Origin of the sequence: Nocardia sp. MDA0666, from assembly GCF_003023875.1 — a bacterium.
Lineage (GTDB): Bacteria > Actinomycetota > Actinomycetes > Mycobacteriales > Mycobacteriaceae > Nocardia > Nocardia aobensis.
On sequence record NZ_PYHT01000011.1, the window covers coordinates 156622 to 177761 of the forward strand.

Sequence of the window (21140 nt, forward strand, 5' to 3'; positions counted from 1 at the left end):
GGAGCGGTAGGTGAGTGAGGTGGTCATGGGGAACCGCGCGGCGGATTCGATCGTCCCGGGCAGCTTCGCGACCGCTCCGGAGTCCTACACGGATCACTCGATCGGCGACATCGTTCGCCTCTGGGCGCAGCACATCCCGCATCGCACGGCTTTCGTCACCGTGGGCGGGTCGACCAGCTGGAGCGAATACGACCGGCTGGCGGACACGATCCGCGACGAGGTGCGTACTACTCCCGGCGGCCCGCGTTCGCGGGTCGCGCTGCTGTTGCCGGATACCGCCGCCGTTCACGCGGCGCTGTGCGGATGCTCGCGCGCCGGCCGTATCGCCGCGGCTGTCGGAGTGCGGTCGGGCGTGCGCGAGATCGCGCACGTGATGCGCCGGACCGGTTCGTCGACACTGATCACCGTGCCCGAGATTCGCGGCAGAACCTGGCAGACGCTGGTCCGGGAACTGGAGGCCGAGGGGGTGATGCCGGGTGACGTCCTGGTGGCCGACGAGCAGTCGGGCGCCCTCGCACACCATCGCATCGGCGCGCAGCAGCAGACGCACGAGAGCCTTTCTGCCGGTGTGTCTTTCACGCCGTCGCAGGTTTCCGTTCTCAACTCGACCTCGGGGACGACCGGGACACCCAAGATCGTCGCGCACACCGAACGACGATGGACGGCGTTCGCGCGCGAGGCGATGCTGGGCGCCCGGATCGGTCCCCGGGACGTCATCTGCTCGGTGGTTCCGGCGCCGTACGGATTCGGCCTCTGGTCGGCGCATTTCCTGCCCGCACTGCTGGGCATCCCGGTCGTCGTCACCGCCCGCTTCGACGCCGAGGAGACCGCGATGCTCATCGAGCGCGAGCACGTCACCGTATTGTGCTGTGTCAGTACACAATTCAAGATGCTGTTGCGTTCCGGGGCGCTCCAACGCCATGACATGTCCAGCCTGCGGGTGCTGTACACCGGCGGCGAGCCCGTGCCGTATCGCGATGCCCGCGCATTCGAGGAACGAACCGGCGCCAAGGTCCTGCAGTTCTACGGCTCCAACGAGAGCGGCGCGGTGAGCCGGACCACCCTCGACGACGACACCGACACCAGGCTGCGCACCTGCGGCCGCACCCTCCCCATGATGAACGTCCGCGTGCTCGACGAGACCGGCGCCGATGCGGACGGTGAGGTGCGGCGCGGCCGGCCTGCGGTGCGCGGGCCGCTGGTCTCGGCGGGCTACTGGGACGATCCGGCCGCCGATGCCGAGTTGTACACGCCAGACGGGTGGACACTGCTCGGCGACATCGTGGAGATCGACGAGACCGACCGGGTCCGGGTGGTCGGACGGACATCGGATTTCGTCATCCGGGGCGGCAAGAACGTATCGATCACCGAAATCGAGGAACTCGTGCGCGAGCACGAGTCGGTTACCGACGTTGCCGTCGTCGGTGTTCCCGACGACGTCTACGGCGAACGCGTCTGTGCCGTGGTCGTGCTCGCCGACGGCGCGACCCTGGACGCGGCGGACCTGTCGGGCCGGCTCGAATCTCGCGGGGTCACCAAGGAATACACGCCCGAATATGTCGTGGTGGTGGATCGGCTCCGGCTCGGCCCGGGCGGCAAGACCGACCGCGGGGCAGCGCGAGACGCCGCGATGCGCACGCTGGGGCTGCGGTGACCGGGCTCGAACTTCCCGATCTGCCGGTCCGGGCCGTCCTCGACCATCTCGTCGCGACGTTGGCCGACCGGCAGACCGCGGTCCTGGTCGCGCCGCCGGGCACGGGGAAGACGACGCTGGTGCCGTTGGCGCTGGCGCAGAACAACCCCGGCCGGGTGCTCGTAGCCGAGCCACGGCGGCTTGCAGCTCGCGCCGCGGCCGCGCGGATGGCCGCGCTGCTCGGCGAGCAGGTGGGCGAAACCGTGGGCTACTCGGTCCGCGGGGATCGACGAGCCGGGCGGCGGACCCGCATCGAGGTCGTGACCTCCGGCTTGCTGGTCCGCCGCCTGCAGGACGATCCGGAGTTGGCGGGGGTCGACGTGGTCGTGCTCGACGAATGTCACGAACGCCATCTCGACGCCGATCTGCTGTTGGCGCTGCTGCTGGACGCCCGGGCCGGATTACGGCCCGACCTGCGGGTCCTCGCCACCTCGGCCACCGTTGCCGCCGAACGGCTTTCGGCCCTGCTGAGTACCGACGACGCGGCGCCGGTGGTGCGGGTCGAAGCGCAGACCTTTCCCGTGGACACGACATACGTCCCGCCCTTGCCCCGGGAGCGAATCGACGCGCAGGTCGCACGCGCCACCCGAACCGCGCTGGCCGAAACCGCGGGCGACATCCTGGTCTTCCTGCCGGGTGCGGCCGAAATTCGAAGAGTCACAGCACTTCTGAACGACCAGGACGATGTGGATATCGTCGCGCTGCACGGCAGACTGAGCGCGGCGAGCCAGGACACGGCGTTGCGTCCCGGACCGCGACGGCGCGTGGTGCTCGCCACGGCGGTGGCGGAGTCGAGCCTCACGGTGCCCGGCGTGCGTGCCGTGGTCGATTCGGGCCTGGCACGAGTGCCACGCATCGATCGGGCGCGTGGGCTGTCCGGGTTGGCCACGGTCCGTGTCTCGGCGGCCGTCGCCGACCAACGGGCCGGGCGGGCCGGGCGCGAGGCACCGGGCCGGGTGTGGCGATGCTGGCCGGAACATGAGCACGCCACCCTGCCCGCCTATCCCGAGCCGGAGATCCGCACCGCGGATCTGACCCGGCTGGCCTTGGAACTGGCCTGCTGGGGCACGGCGGACGGGCAGGGGCTCAGTTGGTGGGATCCGCCGCCGGCCGGTGGGCTGACCGCGGGCCGGAATGTGCTGCAGGCGTTGGGAGCCGTGAACGCCGATGGCGCGGTGACCGAGCGCGGGCGGCGCATGGCCCGCATCGGATTGCACCCGCGACTGGCACGCGCGTTGCTCGACGGAGCGGCCGAAGTGGGGGCACGAACGGCGGCGGAAGTCGTCGCCGTCCTCGACGACGACACCCTGATCTCGGGCGTCGATCTTACGACCGGCCTGCGTCGGCTCCGCCGCGAGCAGCCGGCGCGCTGGCGACGCGAGGCCGAGCGACTGGCCCGAACGGTCGACGGGCCGGAGGGCACCGACGATCCCGCTTACGTGGTGGCGCTGGCATATCCGGAACGACTCGCGCGGCGGCGCGCCCCGGGCTCGGCGAGCTATCTCATGGCCGGCGGTACCGCAGTCACGCTGCCGCCCGGCTCCGGGACCGGCGATCCGGAATGGCTGGCGGTCGGCGTCGCCACCCGCGACCCCGGTCGTTCCGAGGGCTACATCCGGCTGGCCGCGGTCGCGGACGAACGCCTCGCTCGCCGCGCCGCGGCGGATCTGCTGACGACCGTCGACGAGGTCGAGTGGGCCGACGGCGATGTGGTGGCGCGGCGGATCGAACGGCTGGGTGCGATCACCTTGTCGGAGAAGGCTCTTCGCGACCCGGATCCGAACTTGCTCGCCGCCGCCGTGCGCCGCGGGCTGACCTCGTCCGGACTCGGCCTGCTGTCCTGGCCCGCCGAGGCGACCGCACTGCGTCAGCGCCTCGACTTCCTGCACCGCACCCTCGGCGACCCGTGGCCGGCGGTCGACGACGAGGCATTGCTCGCCACCGCCGACACCTGGCTCGGCCCCGAACTCGCCGGTGCGCGCCGCCGCACCGATCTCGAACGCATCGACACCGCGCAAGCCCTGCGTCGCTTGCTGCCCTGGCCGGATGCGGCGCGCATGGACGAACTGGCACCGGAACGTGTGCCGGTCCCGTCCGGCAGCCGCCCCCGGATCGACTATTCCTCCGATCCGCCGGTGCTGGCGATCAAGGTGCAGGAGCTCTTCGGCTGGACGGACGCGCCGCGCCTGGCCGACGGTCGCGTCCCGATCGTGCTGCATCTGCTCTCACCCGCTCAGCGCCCGGTCGCGGTGACCGCGGATCTCGCCTCGTTCTGGCGCACCGGCTGGCCTCGCGTCCGCGCGGATCTGCGCGGCCGCTATCCCAAACACGCCTGGCCGGAAGACCCCACCACGGTGCCCGCCCACCGGGGGACCGCTCGCAACGCGGGCCGCGGTTAGGCCGGACCCGCGTTCTCGGTGCCGGACGCCTCCGGCACGCGAACCGCGACATCCTCGATGAAGTCGACCACCAGTTCCCGCCGCGAGAACAACCAGCTTTCCCTGGAGCGGGCGAAGGTGTCCTGATAACGGATGGCGACCCGCCGGTCCCGATAACCGTCCGCCCGCCGCGAGATGTGGTGTGCCGTGCAATAGACCTCACCCCGCACGCGGTCGCCCGAAATAGGCTCGAGCACGAGCTGTTCCACGACGTGCCGGGTCAGCACGAAACGCGACACCGAGTTCACCACCGACGAAACCAGGCTCTGCCTGCCCACCAGCTCGACGGCCTGCTCCGTCCCGTTCAGCACGGGGGGTAACACGAGGACCGCGTCGGGAGCGAACAGCGCGGTGAGCGCCGCACTGTCGCGGCGGTCGACGGCGCGCGCATATTCCGCCGCGAGTGCGGTGACGGCAAGTCGGTCCGGGGATTCCACGCTCCCATCCTCGCCGCTCGAGCCGGCGCGGGACCAGAGCTTTCCGGTGGGTGGGACCTCGCCGGCCATCCGACCGGCCGACACCGCTAACGTGCGAACGACGTATCGCGACACCCGCGAACGGCAGAGGAGAACCACGATGGATTCGATGACGTCGGCCGAACCGGAACCGGAAAGCGTTCCCACAGTGCGCAACTCGCCTGCCGACATCGTCCTCACGTCGGAGCAGCAGGACGTCCCGGTCGACCGCGCGACAGCGGCAGCGCGGCGGGTGATCGACGCGCTGCTGCGCACCGATCGGGCGAATGCGAATCTCGATCGGGTCGCCGAGGAACTCGACAGCATCGCCGACCACCTCGAACAGCACGCCCCGGTGGTCGCGGAACGGCTGATCGATATGTGGCGCGGTGAGGGTGTGACCCGCCACGACCCGGTCACCGGACCGGAGAATGCGATCGCACCGCCTCTCGTTCTCACCGGCCGTGCGGACGGATCGGTGGAGGGTGTCGTGACCCTGACGCTTCCGTATCAGGGACCGCCGGGACATGTGCACGGGGGAGTGGCGGCACTGTTGCTCGACCACACGCTCGGGGTGGCGAACGCCTGGTCGGGACGCAGCGGTGCGACGGCGCAACTGAATGTGCGGTATCACCGCCCGACTCCTCTGTTCGCGCCGCTCACGGTCAGCGGCCGGATGGTGTCGGAGGACGGCCGCAAGATCAATTCGGTCGGCGCGATCCACACCGCCGACGGCACGCTCTGCGTCTCGGTGGAGGGTTTGTTCATCGACAAGCGGGTTCCCCGGCCACGCTGACGAGCGACCGGAAACGATCGTCACCGTCCCCGAGTGAGAGATGTCTGTCCATGAAGATCCTGGTCGTCGGCGGCACCGGCATGATCGGCGTGCATGCCGCGCTGCACCTGCGCGAGCACGGTGACGACGTCACCGTCGCGGGTCGCGGTCCGATATCGGCCGATTCACCGGTTTACGAATTTCCGCTGCTGCTGGGCGATTACACGGTGCCCACCTTCGCCCCGGCACAACTGGAACAATTCGACGGGATCGTGTTCGCCGCGGGGCAGGACGTGCGGCACAAGACTCCCGAAGACGACACCCGGCACTTCTGGGAGACCACCCAGAGCGTCGGCGTACCCCGTTTCGCGGCACTGGCCAAGCGGGCCGGCGTACCGCGCTTCGTGCAGGTCGGCAGCTACTACCACCAGCTGCGCCCCGACCTCGCCGAGCACAACCCGTACATCGCGGCCCGCAAAGCCGCCGACGAAGGCGTCCGCGCGCTCGCCGACGACTCGTTCGCCGCGTGCACCCTCAATCCGCCGTCGATCATCGGTGCCGTGCCCGGACCGTCGGCTCGCCGGTATCGGCGAATGGTGTCCTGGGCGGCCGGGAACGAACCCGACATCCCCGACTTCGCACCGCCCGGCGGCACCAACTACATGTCCGCCGCCTCACTCGCACAAGCGATTCGGGGCGCGCTCGTGCGAGGTGAGCCGGGTGCGGCCTATCTCGTCGGCGATCAGAACCTGTCCTATCGGGAGTTCTTCCAGATGCTCGTCGATGCCGCCGGCGGCGGGCGAATCATCGCCGAGCGCGACGAGCAGCATCGATTGCAGCCGGACGCCTCGATCATCCAGGGACGCGGCAACACTCTGGCCTACGAACCGGATGCCGGCGAGGTGCGTCTGCTCGGCTACACCCGCGACGACTGCGCTCGTGCCGTGCAAGCACTCGTGGACGTGGTGTCGGCCGCGCGCTGACCCGGTGCACGGTCCGTTCCGGCGATAGGCGGGAAATCCGCGGCAATTGGCGGCAGGATGGCAGGTATGCGCGCACTCATCCAACTCCGTCCCTCCGCCGATCTGATTGCCGCAGTTGCCGATCCGGCCGTCGCGGTGACCCCCGCCGATGTCGCCGGGGATTTGCCCGGGTTCGACCTCGACCACGACTTCGCCCCGCTGTCCGTCCCGGATACGATGGCCGCCGAGCAGGCGGGCGCGGGTTCGGTGGTGGTGCGCGGACAGATCCCCGACGGCGACCTCGACGCCACGGTGGCGCGACTGACCGGAACCCGCGGCGTGGCAGGCGTTTTCGCCGACCCGCGGATCGAGACGAACCTCACCTGCGGCGGCGATCCGGCGGTCGGCACCTGGCACGACGTCCAAACCCTCTTGCACACCGGCGATCTGGCCGCCGCGGGAATGGACGGAAAATCCGTCGCGGTGGCGATCGTCGACACCGGGATCAACGCCGCCCGCGTCGAGCAGGCACGCGGCGGGCCGGTGACCGTCGATACCGCGCGCAGCTGGAACCCGCCGGGGGTCAGCGGCACGGCCGGACAGTTCCCGGTCGACCACGGATCGATGTGCGCGTTCGACACCCTGATCGGCGCGCCGAACGCCACCCTGCTCGATATACCGGTGCTGCAGAGCAAGACTCGCGGCGGCTCCACCATGGACGGGCTGCTCTCGGACGCGCTGGCCGCCTACGCCCATCTGCGCACCGTGCTCACCGATCAGCCGGAGGCCACCCGCACGCTGGTGATCAGCAACAGCTGGGGCGCGTTCTCACCGGACTGGGACTTCCCGGTGGGACAGCCCGGCAACTACTCCGACAATCCGTCCCATCCGTTCAACGTGATCGTCGGCTCGCTCGAATCGGCCGGTGCCGACATCCTGTTCGCCGCCGGCAACTGCGGCCGCGATTGCCCCGATTCGCGGTGCGCGTACCGGGATCGGCCGATCGGCGGCGCGAACTCGCATCCGAGCGTGCTGAGCGTCGGCGGCGCGGACACCAAGGGGCAACGCGTCGGCTACTCCTCGCAGGGGCCGGGCCGGCTGTCCGATCGCAAACCCGACATCTGCAGCTACACCCACTTCCTCGGGTCCACGGTGTTCGGCGCGAAGGAACCCGACACCGGCACGTCGGCCGCCTGCCCGGTCGCCGCGGGACTGGTCGCGGCGATCCGGACCGTGTACCCGGCGAGCAAACTGGCACCGGCGCAGCTGCGAGATCTGTTGCGGCGCACCGCGACCGCGCAGCCCGGCGGATTCGACTACGACTACGGATTCGGTGTGGTCGACGCCGCTGCCCTGCTGGCGGAGCTGAAGAACACCGAGATCCGCGCGTAGCGTGGAACCATGCCGCTGCTCACCGTCCGGCTCGCTGCCGACCCCACATTGGCGGCGGCGCTGCGCGAACTGCATCTCACGGAGGCCGAGGTCGACCTCGACTACGGCCTCGTCGCGGTGGACCCGGACCAGCACCTGTACGCGTTGCGGGTGAGCGATGCGGCCGCGACGCGGGCGGCGGCGGTCTCGGATACCGCCGAGATCTTCGCCGATCCGCGCATCGGCCCGGCGCACGACGCCGGGCCGGATACGCGGTCGCCCCGGCTTCCGCCCGACGACTCCGCCCCGGCCTGATCGCGCACGAATTACGCGGTCCCGCTGCCGAATTGGCCCGTATGCGCTATATATCGGCGATACGTTCCCAACCCGCGAGGAGCCTTCCCGTGTCCGATCATCCGGTCGACCTCCGCACCGATGTGGCACACCCCGCCCGTATGTACGACTACTTTCTCGGCGGCAAGGACCACTACGAGGCCGACCGCCGTGCCGCCGAGACCGCTCTCGCGAACTTCCCGGCGGTCCGCCTGACCGCGCGCACCAACCGCGAATTCATGCGCACCGCGACGCGTTATCTCGCCGAGCAGGGCGTGCGCCAGTTCCTCGACATCGGCACCGGCATCCCGACCGAACCCAATCTGCACCAGGTCGCGCAGGAACAGGCGTGCGATTCGCGGGTGGTGTACGTCGACAACGATCCGATCGTGCTCGCGCACGCGCGGGCCCTGCTGGTGAGCGCGCCCGAAGGCCGCACCACCTATGTGCAGGCCGACGCCGCGAATCCCGAGGCGATCCTCGGCTCCCGCGAACTGCTCGACACTCTGGATCTGTCGCAGCCGGTGGCGATTTCGCTGATGGCGGTGGTCCATTTCGTCCCCGGCGACGTTTACGCCATGGTGAACACGCTGATGGACGCGCTGGCTCCCGGCTCGTATCTCGCGATGAGTCATGTCACCACGGATTTCGACAACGGCGCCAACGATCCCGACGGGATGGGCCGGCTGCTGCAGGTGTATTCGGATCAGGGCATTCCGGTGCGCCCGCGCAGTCGCGACGAGGTCGCCCGCTTCTTCGACGGCCTCGAACTCGTCGAACCGGGTGTCGAGGTGATTCACCGGTGGCGGCAGAAGGGCATCGAACATCCCGCCGACCACGACAAGAAGGTGTCGCTGTACGGCGCGGTCGGCCGGAAGGCGTGAGCGCCGACCGCGTATTCACCCGCAACGTGTGACGCGCGCCCGCCGCCACCGTCGTTAGCGTCGCTGCCGAGCGGCAACGACGGTCTGTGATCGGGAGACCGGTCCTGCGGACGGGTGGAGGTCGGCGTCCTGCTGTTCGATACGCTGCCCGGCCTGCTGATCGGCATCGGCATCTCCATGCTGCTGCTGGTGTATCGCACGTCCCGCCCACATGTGGCGCCCGTGGTGCGGTCGGGCACGCTGTGGCTGGACGCGGACCGGCATCCGGAGTTGACCCAGCGGCCGGACCTCGTTGTGGTGCGGGTCGAGTCGGGTCTGTTCTTCGCCAACGCCGACTATGTGCGCGGACGTATCGAGCAGTTGTGCACCGACCGGACCCAGCTGGTCGTGCTCGATGCCGAGACCTCGCCGAGTATCGACGTCACGGCCGCGGCGATGCTGGCGGACCTGCGCGACGATCTGGGCCGGCGCCATACCGACTTCCGGATCGCCCGCTCGATCGGCCAGTTCGGTGACGCGCTGGGGACCGCGGAAGCGCAGGCAACGCCGGTCGGGCTGTATCCGACCGTGACGGAGGCGGTCGCGGACCTGCCCGATGTGGACGAACACTCCGACGGCACCGGGCCGACGCGTTAGGCCGGTCGATGTCGGCAGTCGTTGCGGTGCGATGAGTTCCAGTGTGATCCGGCCCCCGTCCGAGCTGTGCGCTCCGGACTCACGTGGTGGAGAGGGCGGAGAGCAGTGCGTAGGCGACCTGAAGGCCGGTGACGTCGGAGTGGCCGGTGATGAAGCGGTCGGCGAGCAGATTGTGCAGGGCGCGGGCCTTCCAGGTGTACTGGCCTCCCGTGTCCAGCAGCTGTGCGGAAATCGCCTCCGGGGTCTTCTGGGCGCCGTTTCGGCCCATGCCGCCGTAGATGTCGTCGGCGTCGCCGACCGCGGCCGCGACCTGACCGGCGATGCGGGAGGCTATGGCGTAGGCGATGCCGACGGCCAGGTCGTTGGCGGTGTCGGTGATCAAGACCGGACCGGCGACCTTCTTGTCGCTGACGACATTGCGGAAGAATCCGGATTGCCCGGGCGTCCAGTTCTCGGCGAATCCGTAGTGCGAGAACGCTGCCTGAAGCAGGGTCAGCGTCGACAAGCTGTCCTCGTCGGGCAGCGCCTTGGCGGTGGCGGAGACCAAGCGGCCACCGAAGCTGTGGCCCACCAGGTGCACGCGTAGTTCGGGACGTGTCCGGTGAGCCTGGGCGATCACCGGGGCGAGACCGTGTTCGCCGATGCGGCCCGATCGGGTCTTCATCTCGTAGTAGGTGGTGAAGTTCAGCAGACTGCGAGCCGCTCCCATGACCCCGCCGAGGAGGCTGCCGAGACCGGCGGCGCCACCGACGGTGCCACGACTGGCGTCGGCGGCCGGGCCCAGCGCGGCGGCTCCACCGGCCGTCTCCCGCGGCGGCGCCAGCGACACCGGGACCGCCAGCCGATCCATGATGGTGCCGCCCTGCTGGGTGAACAGATCGGTGGAGGCGTCCTCGGGATCGGCCGCGGCCCGGTCGAGCAGTGACCGCAGGTGATCGGCGAAGGCCGCACGGGCGCTGCTCTTGTCCTGCAAGGTGGGAACGAGTGCGGAGGCGGCGTCAAGGGTCTGTTGCGCCGCGGCGTCGGGGAACAGATCCCGCAGTTCCTCGATCTGGGCGAGCAGACGTCCGGCATCGATCGGGGAGGCGGCTGCGGCGGCCCCGCCGGGGATGAGGTCGGTCTCGGCGAACTTCTTCGACGGCCAGAGCACCCCCGCGATCCCGATCGAACGACCCGCGAGTCCTGGGACGGCGCCGGAGTCGAGGACGGTCCGCAACGACGCGGCGAGGTTGCTGTAGAGCTGCCGTGCCTCGCTCATATCGTTGTTCCATCCGTGGCTGACGACCATCAGGTCGGTCACCGCCGGGTCGGTGGCGAGGCCGAGCAGGTTGTCGGTGCTGCCGACCACCCCGGCATCGCGGTCGAACTGCAGTTCCGCACTCGGAAAGCCGGATAGTTCGTTCATCGTCGTGCCCCTCCTGCTCTGGCGGTCGCAGGCGATCGGCGCCGCTCGCCGCTACACGGATTGGATGGCCCGCATCAGATCGATCAGGCCGTGACCCTGGAAGTTAGTCACCCGGCCCAGATCGGTGGCAGTGTCGGTGAAGATCGTTTTGATCGCCCCCGGTTCTCCGATGTATTCCCGCCGCACCGACAGGAATGCGGCGACGACTCCGGAGACATGGGCAGCGGCCATGCTGGTTCCGCTGTCCTCGACATAGTCGACAGGTCCGGTGACATCGCCCTTGGCGGCGATATCGGCAAGCGCCCGGCCGGTCGCGCACGAGAGGATCCGCTCGCCCGGTGCGACGACGTCGGGTTTGGCGCGCCCGTCGCCGGTCGGCCCCTTCGAGGAGAAGTACGAGATCCCGTAGCGATGTGGCATATCGCGGTGGGTGGAACCCACCGTGATCGCCGCCTCCGCGTTGCCGGGGTCGTTGATGGTCAGGTCCAGTCCCGCGGCGACATTTCCCTTGACGAAGTCGAGGTTGTATCCGTATCCGGTATTTCCGGCCGCGACGACGACCACGACTCCCGAGTGGACGAGCCGTGTCACCTCCTGGCATACGGGACTTTCGCCGCAGGCGAACCATTTCGGGTCGAACGGGTAGCCGACCGACAGGTTCACGCCGTGGATCTTGATGTCGCGGCCGTGGTTGTTGACCTCCTGAATATCCTTGAGAGCGGCCATGATCGAGCTGGTCTGCCCGTCGCCCCCGTCGTCGAGGACCTTGTAGCCGACCAGCCGGCACAGGGGCGCCATCGCGGCCATACCCGTGACCGGTTCGGCGTGATAATTCACATCACCGTTGTCGTCGATCTCGGCGCGTACCGCGTTCAGCGGTTGCGCGGTGGTTCCGATGCCCTCGCCGGCGATGATGCCCGCGACGTGTGTTCCATGGCCGAACTCGTCGGTCAGCGGCGAATTGCCTCCGGTGCAATCTAAGTGCCGCACCGGCAGCGTCACATCGAGGGTCCCGTGCGTGCGGAAGTGCATGTGGCGCCCGTCGATTCCCGAGTCGACGACCGCCCAGACAATTCCGGCACCGCGTGCGGTGAAGGACGCGTGGGCGGCGTCCGCCTTGACCGTGGCCGCGGACCGATTGATCAGCGGGCCGATCGTGAAATCCGGCCAGATTCGGTAGATGGCACGCCCCGTCCCCGCGTCCGCGGCCGCGCGGTCGAGGCGAACCACCTCCCGGATGGAGTTCGCGGTCAGGCGTGCGAGCACGTACTGGGCGAGCCCGTCGTCCACTCCCTCGTCGTCGGAGGTGTCGGTGGCGCGCTGGATGTAGCCGCGCACGGCCTGTGCCGCCGCCGCCCGGCCCGCCGGATAACCGAAGTGAAGATCGATCACCACCTTGTGAAGGGCAGCGGGAGGTTGCTCGCGCATGTCGTCGAGCAATGGCGCGGCGATCACCGACCCGTAGAGATCCCTCGGATCGAAACGGGCCTGTCCCGGGTCCATCGTCACCACCTCCTCTTTTCGTGTACCGGCCGATCGAACACGCATCCAGAGGCATGAATCTATTCACCCAAGTATGCAATTGCCCGAGTATTCGTCTACTCGAAACCGAGAAACGTCATGGGCGTGATCTGATCAATACTTAGCGCAACGAATCCACACGCCCTCGCGAGCGAAATGCCATGCGCAGCCGAAACTCTGGATTCACTCCACTCTGCGCGAAGCCTCTGCGGACGGCCTACAATAGTGGCTGCGGTCCTCATTTCGAACGAGGATGAGAAGGCAAGTCGGCGACCGAGATCGTCGGACTACCTTTGCGAATTCCGACCGGAAACCGGCCTGTCCAATCCCGTGCCCGACGTATTCCCGGCTGCACACCGAAAACACTGCGGCACGCAATTCCCGCGACGGCACACGACGCATCGGTTTCGATTCAGCTGATCACTCGAGTCGTCGACCCCAACCGTCACTTCTCACGAAGGAGGCCGAGCATGGCTATTGCGCGATGGCAAGGTGTCGTCACCGGTCCGCTCGGGAACCGGATGGCGAAGTTCCTGGAGCGCTATCCCCACGCCGACGATATCTACATCACCAGCGGAATGGACGGTGACCACGGCGCGGTGTCACATCACTACGGTCTGACATACTCCGGTTCGCCCACCGCGGCCCTGGACATCGGCGCCGGTGGTCTATCGCCGGCTGGGGCTGTGAAGATGCGCGACTTCGCCAAATGGCTCTACGACAATTACGCGGACTTCACCGTCGAGTTGATCCATTCGACACCGTTCAGCGACGACAACGGCTTCTACGTCAAGAAACAGGTCAAAAATCCGGGTGGCAGCGTGTACGGCGGTCCCCAGGCCATCGGGCACTTCGACCACGTCCATTGGGCGACCTCGGCCGATCTGATGACACGACTGGAACAGCGAGCGGGCGAATCCGCGCCGGATCGTGTCCACCCGGATGTCGTCGGAGGAGCGGCCGCCACGCCGGTCGGCGTGGCGAACACCGCCCCGGTCTGGGGATGGGATGCCTCGGACTACGACTGGGATCGCGGTCCCATGAACCTCGTTGCCGCTCGCCGCGACGGCATTTCGTTCTTCACCCACAAATCGACCGAAGGCAGTGATTGGCGGGCCGCACACTTCCAGGACGCGCTGGAACGGGCGCGCGGTGCCGAGATCCCCGTCCTCGGCGCGTATCACTTCCTGTGGCCCGACAACATCGAGCGGCAGGTCAACTTCTGGATGGACTACGTCGAAGAGAAGACCCCGTGGTGGAAAGACGTCCCGTGGATCTGGCAGATCGACGCCGAGCGATCCAAGCCGATGCCCCGCCCGCCCAACCCCGATGAGATACGCCGCGCGGTGGAAACACTGCGGGCACGGATGACGGCACACAATGCCGTCGGCTATGTCATCGCCTATGCGCCGAGGTGGCTCTACGGAGACACCCTCACCGGCGATTACGACATCTGGAACAGCAACTACGGCGGATCCGGCGCTCCCCGCCCCTTCAAGGAGCAATACCAGGGCGTGACCGACTTCCAAGCAGGCTGGAAGCCCATGTCCGGGCGGAAGCCGAAGATACTGCAGTTCGCATCGGATGCCGTCGTCGGCACTCAGCACACCTCCTGCGTCGACAAATTCGACGGTGATCTGCACCAGCTCCTCCGGCTGTGCGGCCGCGAACCCACACACGTCGACAACACGCTCACCGCCGCGGACATCGCCGCACTGCGCCCCGCCGAAGCCGGCGCGCCCCTGAGCGTGAGCGCCGGCCAGCCGATCGGCATACCGAGCGGCAGCGGTTCCGACGGAATGTCGGGCGACGCCTCGAAGCCGCTCACCGCCGCCGAACAACGTGAACTACTCGAACTGATGCGCCGGCTGGCTCCGCAGACGGACAAGGCCGCGACGAGTCCGAGGTAGGAGATCGACGAACAGGCGATGTCGCTACGACCGGAGAAATGGAGGATTCCGGTAGCGATGGGGCGGAAGGCAGTGAATCCGTGTAGGTGCTGGTCAGCGCCGCACAGGAACGAGTAGACGCCTACTCTATCCGGATCCTGCGCGACGGTGCAGCCTTGGCCGATAGCCCTTCCCGGGGGCTCGGCCTCGGGCTCACCGTCACGGAGGTACACACGAGATGGCAACTCTCACTTTCGACCGCCCCATCGTCACCCCGCCGGGCACGCCGCTCGGTGGTTCGGTCCACGTAGAAGTCAGCGACAACGGCGATTACTTCGTCAGATTCCACACCCACTCGAGCAGCATTCTCGGGAACTTCGACTTCAACCTGCGCGCCTATCTCACGGCGCCCGGCTTTCCCACGATGGCGTTCATACAGAGCGGACACGTCTCCGGAGTCGACAGCTGGGACCGCGAAGAACACGGCCACAATCCTCTGCTCGCGCTGTACTGGCTCCAGCTACAGGCCGCACCCACCTACAGCGTCGCCAAGGACTACAAGTGGGGCGGCGTCGTCGGAACACTCGAAGACTTGGTCGAAGACGTGGTCGATGTCGCGGCCGGTGTCGCCGGCGCCACGCTCGGTGTCGTGATCGGCGCGACCAGGGAGGCGACCGACTGGCTGGGCGCGACACTCGGACCCGGCGGCACACTCGGTGTCGTCGGAGGGGTCGTCGTGTTCGCGGTCGCGGCCGCTGCCGGTGCCGGGATCGGCGGCGCGATCGTCCTCGGCATCGTTGTGGGCGTCGCCATCGGCGCGGTCACCAACGCGCTCATCGAGTACCGGCCGCTCAACGACGCCGAGATCAGGTTCGCCCGTCAGGTCTACGGCAACTCGATGCCGTACGACAAGGTGCTCATCACCAACCTCGCCGGCCTGGGCGACCGCGCCTTCACCGCGCCCGGCATCGACGGCAAGACCTATTGCAACCTGGGCAAGGGCTACGACAACCCGCTCGGCCCCGGCGGCAAGTCGTACCCGAAGCCGGGGCAGCTCCTCATCCACGAGCTCGCACATGCCTGGCAGATCGCGCACGCCGGCTTCCTGCCGGCACTCATGTGCAGCGGCATGGTCAACCAAGCGCAGTACATCATGGGCGACAACGTCTATCAGTACGGCGCGGCAGGCCCCGACTGGTCGGCGTTCAACGCCGAGCAACAGGGCGCCATCGTGGACCAATGGTTCGGCGGCACCGACCGCAGCGCTCGGTCCATGGCGATGGACCAGCAGAATCCGTACTACCGCTATATCTGGAACGACATACTCGGCCGCAACCCCACCGACGATCCGCCGGCGAACCTTCGGGCTACGGCCTCGTCCGGGCTGAGTGTGCTTGCGCCCGAAGGCAATCGGCTGGACGTGTTCTGGCCGCGCCGTGACGGAGCGGTCGGATGGCAGTGGTGGGATATCGCGCCGCACCAGAGTTGGGGCGACCATGGCGTGGTGAACATCGCGGGGGCGGGTGCCGCGCCGGCGGGGTCGTCCGTCGCGGCAGTATCACGTGAGCCGAACCACCTCGACGCCTTCTGGGGTGGCGCAGACGGCGCCGTCACGACCCAGTGGTCGGCACCCGACGCAGCCTGGGGCAGCCACGGGTCGTCCACGATCACGCCCGCCGGCGCAATGCGGCCCGGCGGTACGGTGGCGGCGGTCGCGCGCACTGCCGACAACCTCGACGTATTCTGGGTCGCCCCGGACGGGGCCGTATGCACTCAGTGGTGGCATGCGGCGCCGGGCCACAGCTGGGCCGATCACGGAGCCTTCCCGATCGTGCCGGCCGGCTCGGCAGAGCCCGGGTCGGCTCTGGCGGCCGTCGCTCGCACTCCGGACAACCTCGACGTGTACTGGATCGGCCCGGACGGATCGATTCGCAGCCAGTGGTGGCATGCGGCGCCGGGCCACAGCTGGGCCGATCACGGAGCCTTCGCCGTCGCGCCGGCCGGGTCCGCCCGAGCGGGATCCCCGCTCGCTGTCGTGGCGCGCACTCCGGACAACCTGGATGTGTACTGGGTCGGACCGGATGGATCGGTCCGCAGCCAGTGGTGGCACGCGGCCCCAGGGCACAGCTGGGCCGACCATGGTTCGTTCGGGATCACTTCCGCGGGTGCGGTCGCCGAGGGCGGTATCGCGGCGACGGCGCGCACGCCGATCAACCTCGATGTGTTCTGGGTGGCTCCGGACGGCTCCATCGGAACTCAGTGGTGGCATGGAGCCCCGGCGCACGGTTGGGCCGATCACAGCGCCTTTCCGATCGCACCTCCGGGCTCCGCCGACCCGGCATCACCGATCACCTGCGCCGGTCGTCTCGCTCGCCACCTCGATGTGTTCTGGGTACGCCCGGACGGGGCGATCGCTACCCAGTGGTGGGACGCGGCTCCGGATCAGGGGTGGAATCACGCACCGTTCGCGATCACGGCAGCGGGTGAGGCTTTCGTGCCACACGCGCCCCATCTGATCACGACCCTCGAAGCCGTCGGCGTGGACTTCAGCGTGCCGAGAGACGACCTCGTCCAATGGCTCGAGGATCCGGAGTTCACTCCGTATCCGGCAGTGGCCGCCGCGCTGATTGCTCTGCTCGGCCCCCGCCGTCTACGCAAACCCGTCTACCTCGACGTCATCGTCTTCAACTACGAGAATTCGCCGGGAAATCCGTCGCCCCGCAAGCCGCAGGACGTCGCAACCACCGTGCTCGAGGAGGCCGTGACGAAAGGCTTCGAGATCCGGTACGACGAGGCCGTCGACAAGTTCGACGATGTCCTTCTGCCCGCGGTGTGATCGCGAAAATCCAACGTCGCGTACATCTTTCGGTCGGCAGCCGCCGTGTGGACAGTTCGGGTCCGAGCTTCGCGTCCATCTTCGGCGAGCTCGGCGGGACGGGCCGCAAGGCCCTTGCTGCCGGGAGCGGGCGCGTAGGCGCCGGGGTCAGGGGCGATGGAGTGCGTCGAAGGTGATGGCGAGTGTGACCGGGGTGTCGAGGACCAGGGCGGTGCGGTGGACTTTATGAGGCATGTATCGCAACCCGGACCAGTCCAGGCGATACTCCTCGATGCGGTCGATGGTCTCCCAGCTCTTGTCGAAGTGGACGATCAGGTATGCGGGTATTCCGGAGCGCGCGTAGAGCTTGTGTTTCTCGCTCGTGTCCGTGTCGACGGTGGTCTTGGACACGACTTCGACGATGAGGGCGATGTGGTCACGAACAGTGTTGACGTCGTACGGTTCGCAATCGCGGACGAAGATGTCCGGGTAGCGGACGTTGAGCCGGTGATCGTTTCGCCGATCGTCCGCGTCGGCGAAACGGACGGCGACGTCGGACCCGACACGCAGGCACGGCCCTGCGGGGTCACGAGCGTCGTCCAATGCCGTCGCCAGTCGGCGCACGATTCGGCTGTGCGCCTCGCTCTGGGCCATCAGTCGCACCACGAGGCCGTCGACGATCTCGATGTCGCCGAACGTACTGCTGAAGGCGTCGGGCTCGGTACCCAGAAACTCCTCGGCTGAGATTCGCGGATGCGCGCCGGGATTCGATACCGTCACAGTCAACTCCTCCGGGTGATTCGTCCGCTCGAGCCTACGACACCCGACGCAGTGAAGGACGATGCGCGACGGGAGGCGGCGAGATGAGCGGATCGTGGCACGAAGTCCGTCCGACTCGATAGAATCATGGGAAACAGATAACCCCCGGCCGAAGCCGGGGGTTATCTGTAACTCCGAGTTACACACAGTGTCCGGAGGGGGACTTGAACCCCCACGCCCGTTAATAGGGCACTAGCACCTCAAGCTAGCGCGTCTGCCATTCCGCCACCCGGACCGGTGGTGCTCAGCAAGGTTAACGGATCTCTCCGCGAGGTCCAAATCACGGGTGTCCGTGCAGGTCCCGGACTCGCGGGTGACTGCTGAGCGCCGCCTTCGGGAGGGCTAGTTCGTCAACGCCTCGAGCAGTGCGGCACGCTGACGGGACCCCAGGCCGCCGATACGGCGGTCGACCGGAATATCGGCTTCGTCCATCAGCTTTGCCGCCTTGACCGGCCCGATACCGGGCAGAGCCTTGATGACCGCGGCGACCTTCGTCTTCTTGACCAAGTCCTCCTTGTCGGCACGCTCGAGCACCTGGGCCAACGAGACCGAGCCCTTGCGAATCTGCTCGATCAGTTCCGACCGCGCCTTACGGACCGCGGCCGCCTTGGCCAGCGCTTCGGAGCGTTGCTCGGCGGTCATGGTGGGAAGTGCCATGTCTCTAACCTTTCACTCGTTCGCTGGAACCTCAACGGCACCGATTGAACATCACCGGCAGCCCGGTGATGGGTCGACACACCGCGAGGATAATCCCGGTTCGGCGGTGGTGGCGGGGGTTCGGATACCCGAGATGCGGGAAATTTGCCACGATTCGCCCACGTCGCCGAGGTGCTCGGCGGACGGCTAGCGGCCCGGCGATCGCACCAGGCCGTGCCGGTAGGCGTACACGACGGCCTGAATGCGGTCGCGCACTTGCAGTTTCGCCAGAATCCGGGATACGTGGGTTTTCACGGTCTCCTCGCCGACACCCAGCGCGGCGGCGATTTCGCTGTTGCTGCGGGCATCGGCGAGCAGGAGGAGAACCTGCTGTTCCCGGGCGGTCAGGGCGTGATCGGGCGGCGGCGCCGGGACCAGGGTGTCGGCGAGCCGGGCGGCCAGGCGGCGCGTCATCGACGGGTCGATGATCGCGTCACCGCGCACCGCCACCCGGATCGCCGCGATCAACTCCTCCGGCGGCAGCGTCTTGAGCAGGAATCCGCTGGCACCGGCCTGCAGGGCGCGAGCCAGGCTCGCCTCGCTGTCGTAGGTGGTCAGCACCAGCACGCGGGTGCCGCCAGCGGCCACGATGGCCTCGGTGGCCGCCAGACCGTCGAGTTTCGGCATCCGGATGTCGAGGATCGCCACATCGGGACGTAGCCGCGCGGTCTCGGCGACGGCGGTGCGGCCGTCGCCGGCCTCGCCGACGCATTCGAGGTCCGGAGCCGCATCGAGGACGGCGCGCAGTCCGGATCGGAACATCGCGTGGTCGTCGGCGATCAGGACCCGGACCGGGCCGGTCACGACCGCCCACCCGGGAGCCGGACGAGAACGCGCCAGCGGCCGTCGGCGACGCCGTGGTCCACGCTGCCGCCGAAGAGCTCCGCGCGCCGGCGGATACCGTCGAGTCCCCGATGCACGCCCGTGGCCGCCTCCGGCGCGGCACCGCCCGGCCGGGCGGCGGGGCCGCGTTCTCGCAACGGAGCTCGCCGGCCGGAGCGGAACCTGACCGTGGCCGGTGTGGTGGCGCGGACGGTCACGCGCTCACCCACGGGCAAGCGGACGGCATCGGGTCCGTGCGGAGTCGTCGCTGCCGAATCGAGCGGACCCGTGGCCCTGATCGGCGGTCCGCAAGGTGCGGAAACGTTCGAATCCTCTTCGCCGGCAAGTGGATTGGACTGTTCGATCTCGACCCCGGTGCCGTCGTTTCGGACCGTCAGCCGCGCACTGCCGGCGCCGTGGCGCAGGGCGTTGGTGAGCAATTCCTGCACGATCCGGTAGACGGTGATGTCGAGTGAGCGGGGTAGTTCGGCGCCGCTGGTGGTGACAGCCAGATCCAGGCCGGCGCCGCGCACGCGGTCGACCAGATCGTCGATATCGGCCATACCGGGCTGGCGGGCGGCATCCTCGCGGCCGTGCAGCAGATCGAGCTGACGGCGCAGATCCACCATCGCCGCGCGGCTCTCCGATTCCACGGCCGACAGTGAGCGTGTCGCCGCGGCGGTGGCGGCGCCACTTCCGTGCAGTGCCAAACGCGCCGCGCCCGCATGGATACCGATCGCGCTGACGTGATGGGAGATGACGTCGTGCAGGTCGCGGGCGATCGCCTCACGTTCGTCGGTCAGTGCTCGTTCCAGCGCGGTCCGTTGCTGCTGGCGGGCGATCCGTTCGCGTTGCTCCAGTTCTGCGATGTAGGCGCCGCGACCTGCGGTGTAACGGCCGACCAGCCATGGCACGACGCCACCGGAGATCGCCGAGGTGAGCAGCAGGCGCCAGTCCGCCGCCGGCGCGCCGCCCGCGATCAACGGCGCACCGCACGCACCCAGCACCAGCACGGGCACCGTGACCAGCGACGCCCGGCCAGACAACCAGGCGCCCGCTCGATAGCCGGCGACGAGGAAACCGACGTCTGCCACCCGGACGGGCAGCCCGTGCCGATGCACCAGCACCGTGACCGCCAGCCGGATCGCGACCTGGACCACGGCGACGACCGCGGCCGTTGCCGGTGGCGCGGCGAAAGCCAGATCGGCCGCCACGATGGCCACCAGGACCGCGCTCGCCGGGCCGGGCGCCACGGAGAAGATGCCGGAGAGCGCGAAGACGACCGCGTCCACCAGCGCCGCGACCACCGCGACCGCCACCGATTGCCTGGTCAGCGACCGGCGAACCGCCCGCAGTTCACCGCCCGGCGGCCCCGCCGCGCTCTCGGCCCCCGGCTGCCGTGGAGTACGCCGCAGCAGCGCCCACGGGCTCGACGACACCGCTCGCTCCCACAACACACCGCGACGATACCGGCGCGGACGGTGACGGCGAGTCCCTCGGGCGGGGGATCGGTGGTCCCTCTCGGGCCCGATGTTCGGGCTGGTCGGCGGCATTACCGTCGCTGTGACATGCCTCGCGCGAGGACGCCTCGGTGCCCGCGGGCGGATCGGATCGGGACAGGAGTTC

Annotated in this window: 16 protein-coding genes, 1 tRNA gene and 1 pseudogene; 10 read left to right on the top strand and 8 right to left on the bottom strand. The window is 68.5% G+C overall.

Annotated features, from left to right (window positions below; genetic code table 11):
• Window positions 1-10 precede the first annotated feature (10 nt).
• Both C8258_RS17690 and hrpB read left to right on the top strand, forming a co-directional pair.
• Complete coding sequence (locus C8258_RS17690) at window positions 11-1654, top strand: class I adenylate-forming enzyme family protein (protein ID WP_233225155.1); 1644 nt, start codon at window positions 11-13, stop codon at window positions 1652-1654.
• Window positions 1651-4092 (top strand): ATP-dependent helicase HrpB, encoded by a 2442-nt coding sequence (gene hrpB, locus C8258_RS17695; protein WP_106956110.1) that lies wholly within the window; start codon window positions 1651-1653, stop codon window positions 4090-4092. The genes C8258_RS17690 and hrpB overlap by 4 nt, the downstream gene beginning before the upstream one ends.
• Here hrpB and C8258_RS17700 read toward each other — a convergent pair.
• Window positions 4089-4568: a nuclear transport factor 2 family protein gene (locus C8258_RS17700; RefSeq protein ID WP_233225156.1), complete on the bottom strand. Its 480-nt coding sequence runs from the start codon at window positions 4566-4568 to the stop codon at window positions 4089-4091. The genes hrpB and C8258_RS17700 overlap by 4 nt on opposite strands.
• A 148-nt stretch (window positions 4569-4716) precedes the next feature.
• On the opposite strand from C8258_RS17700, the gene C8258_RS17705 reads away from it, so the two are divergent.
• From C8258_RS17705 to C8258_RS17730, 6 genes and pseudogenes are all read left to right on the top strand, one after another.
• Entirely contained in the window at window positions 4717-5382 is a 666-nt protein-coding gene (locus tag C8258_RS17705; protein ID WP_106956111.1) for a PaaI family thioesterase, read from the top strand.
• Window positions 5383-5432: 50 nt separating this feature from the next.
• Window positions 5433-6344 (top strand): NAD(P)-dependent oxidoreductase, encoded by a 912-nt coding sequence (locus C8258_RS17710; protein WP_106956112.1) that lies wholly within the window; start codon window positions 5433-5435, stop codon window positions 6342-6344.
• Between the two features lie 66 nt (window positions 6345-6410).
• Window positions 6411-7715: a S8 family serine peptidase gene (locus C8258_RS17715; RefSeq protein WP_106956113.1), complete on the top strand. Its 1305-nt coding sequence runs from the start codon at window positions 6411-6413 to the stop codon at window positions 7713-7715.
• A gap of 9 nt (window positions 7716-7724) precedes the next feature.
• On the top strand, window positions 7725-8009 hold the full coding sequence (locus tag C8258_RS17720) for a hypothetical protein (protein WP_106956114.1): 285 nt from the start codon (window positions 7725-7727) through the stop codon (window positions 8007-8009).
• Window positions 8010-8098: 89 nt separating this feature from the next.
• On the top strand, window positions 8099-8911 hold the full coding sequence (locus tag C8258_RS17725; RefSeq protein ID WP_233225157.1) for an SAM-dependent methyltransferase: 813 nt from the start codon (window positions 8099-8101) through the stop codon (window positions 8909-8911).
• Window positions 8912-9034: 123 nt separating this feature from the next.
• Window positions 9035-9547: pseudogene (locus tag C8258_RS17730) on the top strand (STAS domain-containing protein); the annotation flags it as partial.
• A gap of 79 nt (window positions 9548-9626) precedes the next feature.
• Here C8258_RS17730 and C8258_RS17735 read toward each other — a convergent pair.
• Window positions 9627-10952 (bottom strand): hypothetical protein, encoded by a 1326-nt coding sequence (locus C8258_RS17735; protein ID WP_106956116.1) that lies wholly within the window; start codon window positions 10950-10952, stop codon window positions 9627-9629.
• A 51-nt stretch (window positions 10953-11003) separates the two neighbouring features.
• Entirely contained in the window at window positions 11004-12455 is a 1452-nt protein-coding gene (locus C8258_RS17740) for a S8 family peptidase (protein ID WP_158271274.1), read from the bottom strand.
• A 488-nt stretch (window positions 12456-12943) separates the two neighbouring features.
• Between C8258_RS17740 and C8258_RS17745 the strand changes: the two genes are divergently transcribed.
• Both C8258_RS17745 and C8258_RS17750 read left to right on the top strand, forming a co-directional pair.
• Complete coding sequence (locus tag C8258_RS17745) at window positions 12944-14383, top strand: GH25 family lysozyme (protein ID WP_106956118.1); 1440 nt, start codon at window positions 12944-12946, stop codon at window positions 14381-14383.
• Between the two features lie 217 nt (window positions 14384-14600).
• The gene (locus C8258_RS17750) at window positions 14601-17198 is read left to right on the top strand and encodes a hypothetical protein (protein WP_106956119.1); all 2598 of its coding nucleotides are present in this window, start codon (window positions 14601-14603) and stop codon (window positions 17196-17198) included.
• Between the two features lie 147 nt (window positions 17199-17345).
• On the opposite strand, the gene C8258_RS17755 is transcribed toward C8258_RS17750, so the two are convergent.
• The 5 genes from C8258_RS17755 to C8258_RS17775 form a co-directional block, all read right to left on the bottom strand.
• The gene (locus tag C8258_RS17755; RefSeq protein ID WP_106956120.1) at window positions 17346-17957 is read right to left on the bottom strand and encodes a Uma2 family endonuclease; all 612 of its coding nucleotides are present in this window, start codon (window positions 17955-17957) and stop codon (window positions 17346-17348) included.
• 188 nt (window positions 17958-18145) lie between these two features.
• Window positions 18146-18231: transfer RNA gene (locus C8258_RS17760), tRNA-Leu, on the bottom strand.
• A 107-nt stretch (window positions 18232-18338) separates the two neighbouring features.
• Window positions 18339-18653 carry an integration host factor, actinobacterial type gene (mihF, locus tag C8258_RS17765; RefSeq protein ID WP_030516894.1) on the bottom strand — a complete coding sequence of 105 codons (315 nt, stop codon included), beginning with the start codon at window positions 18651-18653 and terminating at the stop codon, window positions 18339-18341.
• 186 nt (window positions 18654-18839) lie between these two features.
• Window positions 18840-19496 (bottom strand): response regulator transcription factor, encoded by a 657-nt coding sequence (locus C8258_RS17770; protein WP_106956121.1) that lies wholly within the window; start codon window positions 19494-19496, stop codon window positions 18840-18842.
• On the bottom strand, window positions 19493-20971 hold the full coding sequence (locus C8258_RS17775; protein ID WP_233225158.1) for a sensor histidine kinase: 1479 nt from the start codon (window positions 20969-20971) through the stop codon (window positions 19493-19495). The genes C8258_RS17770 and C8258_RS17775 overlap by 4 nt, the downstream gene beginning before the upstream one ends.
• Window positions 20972-21140 lie beyond the last annotated feature (169 nt).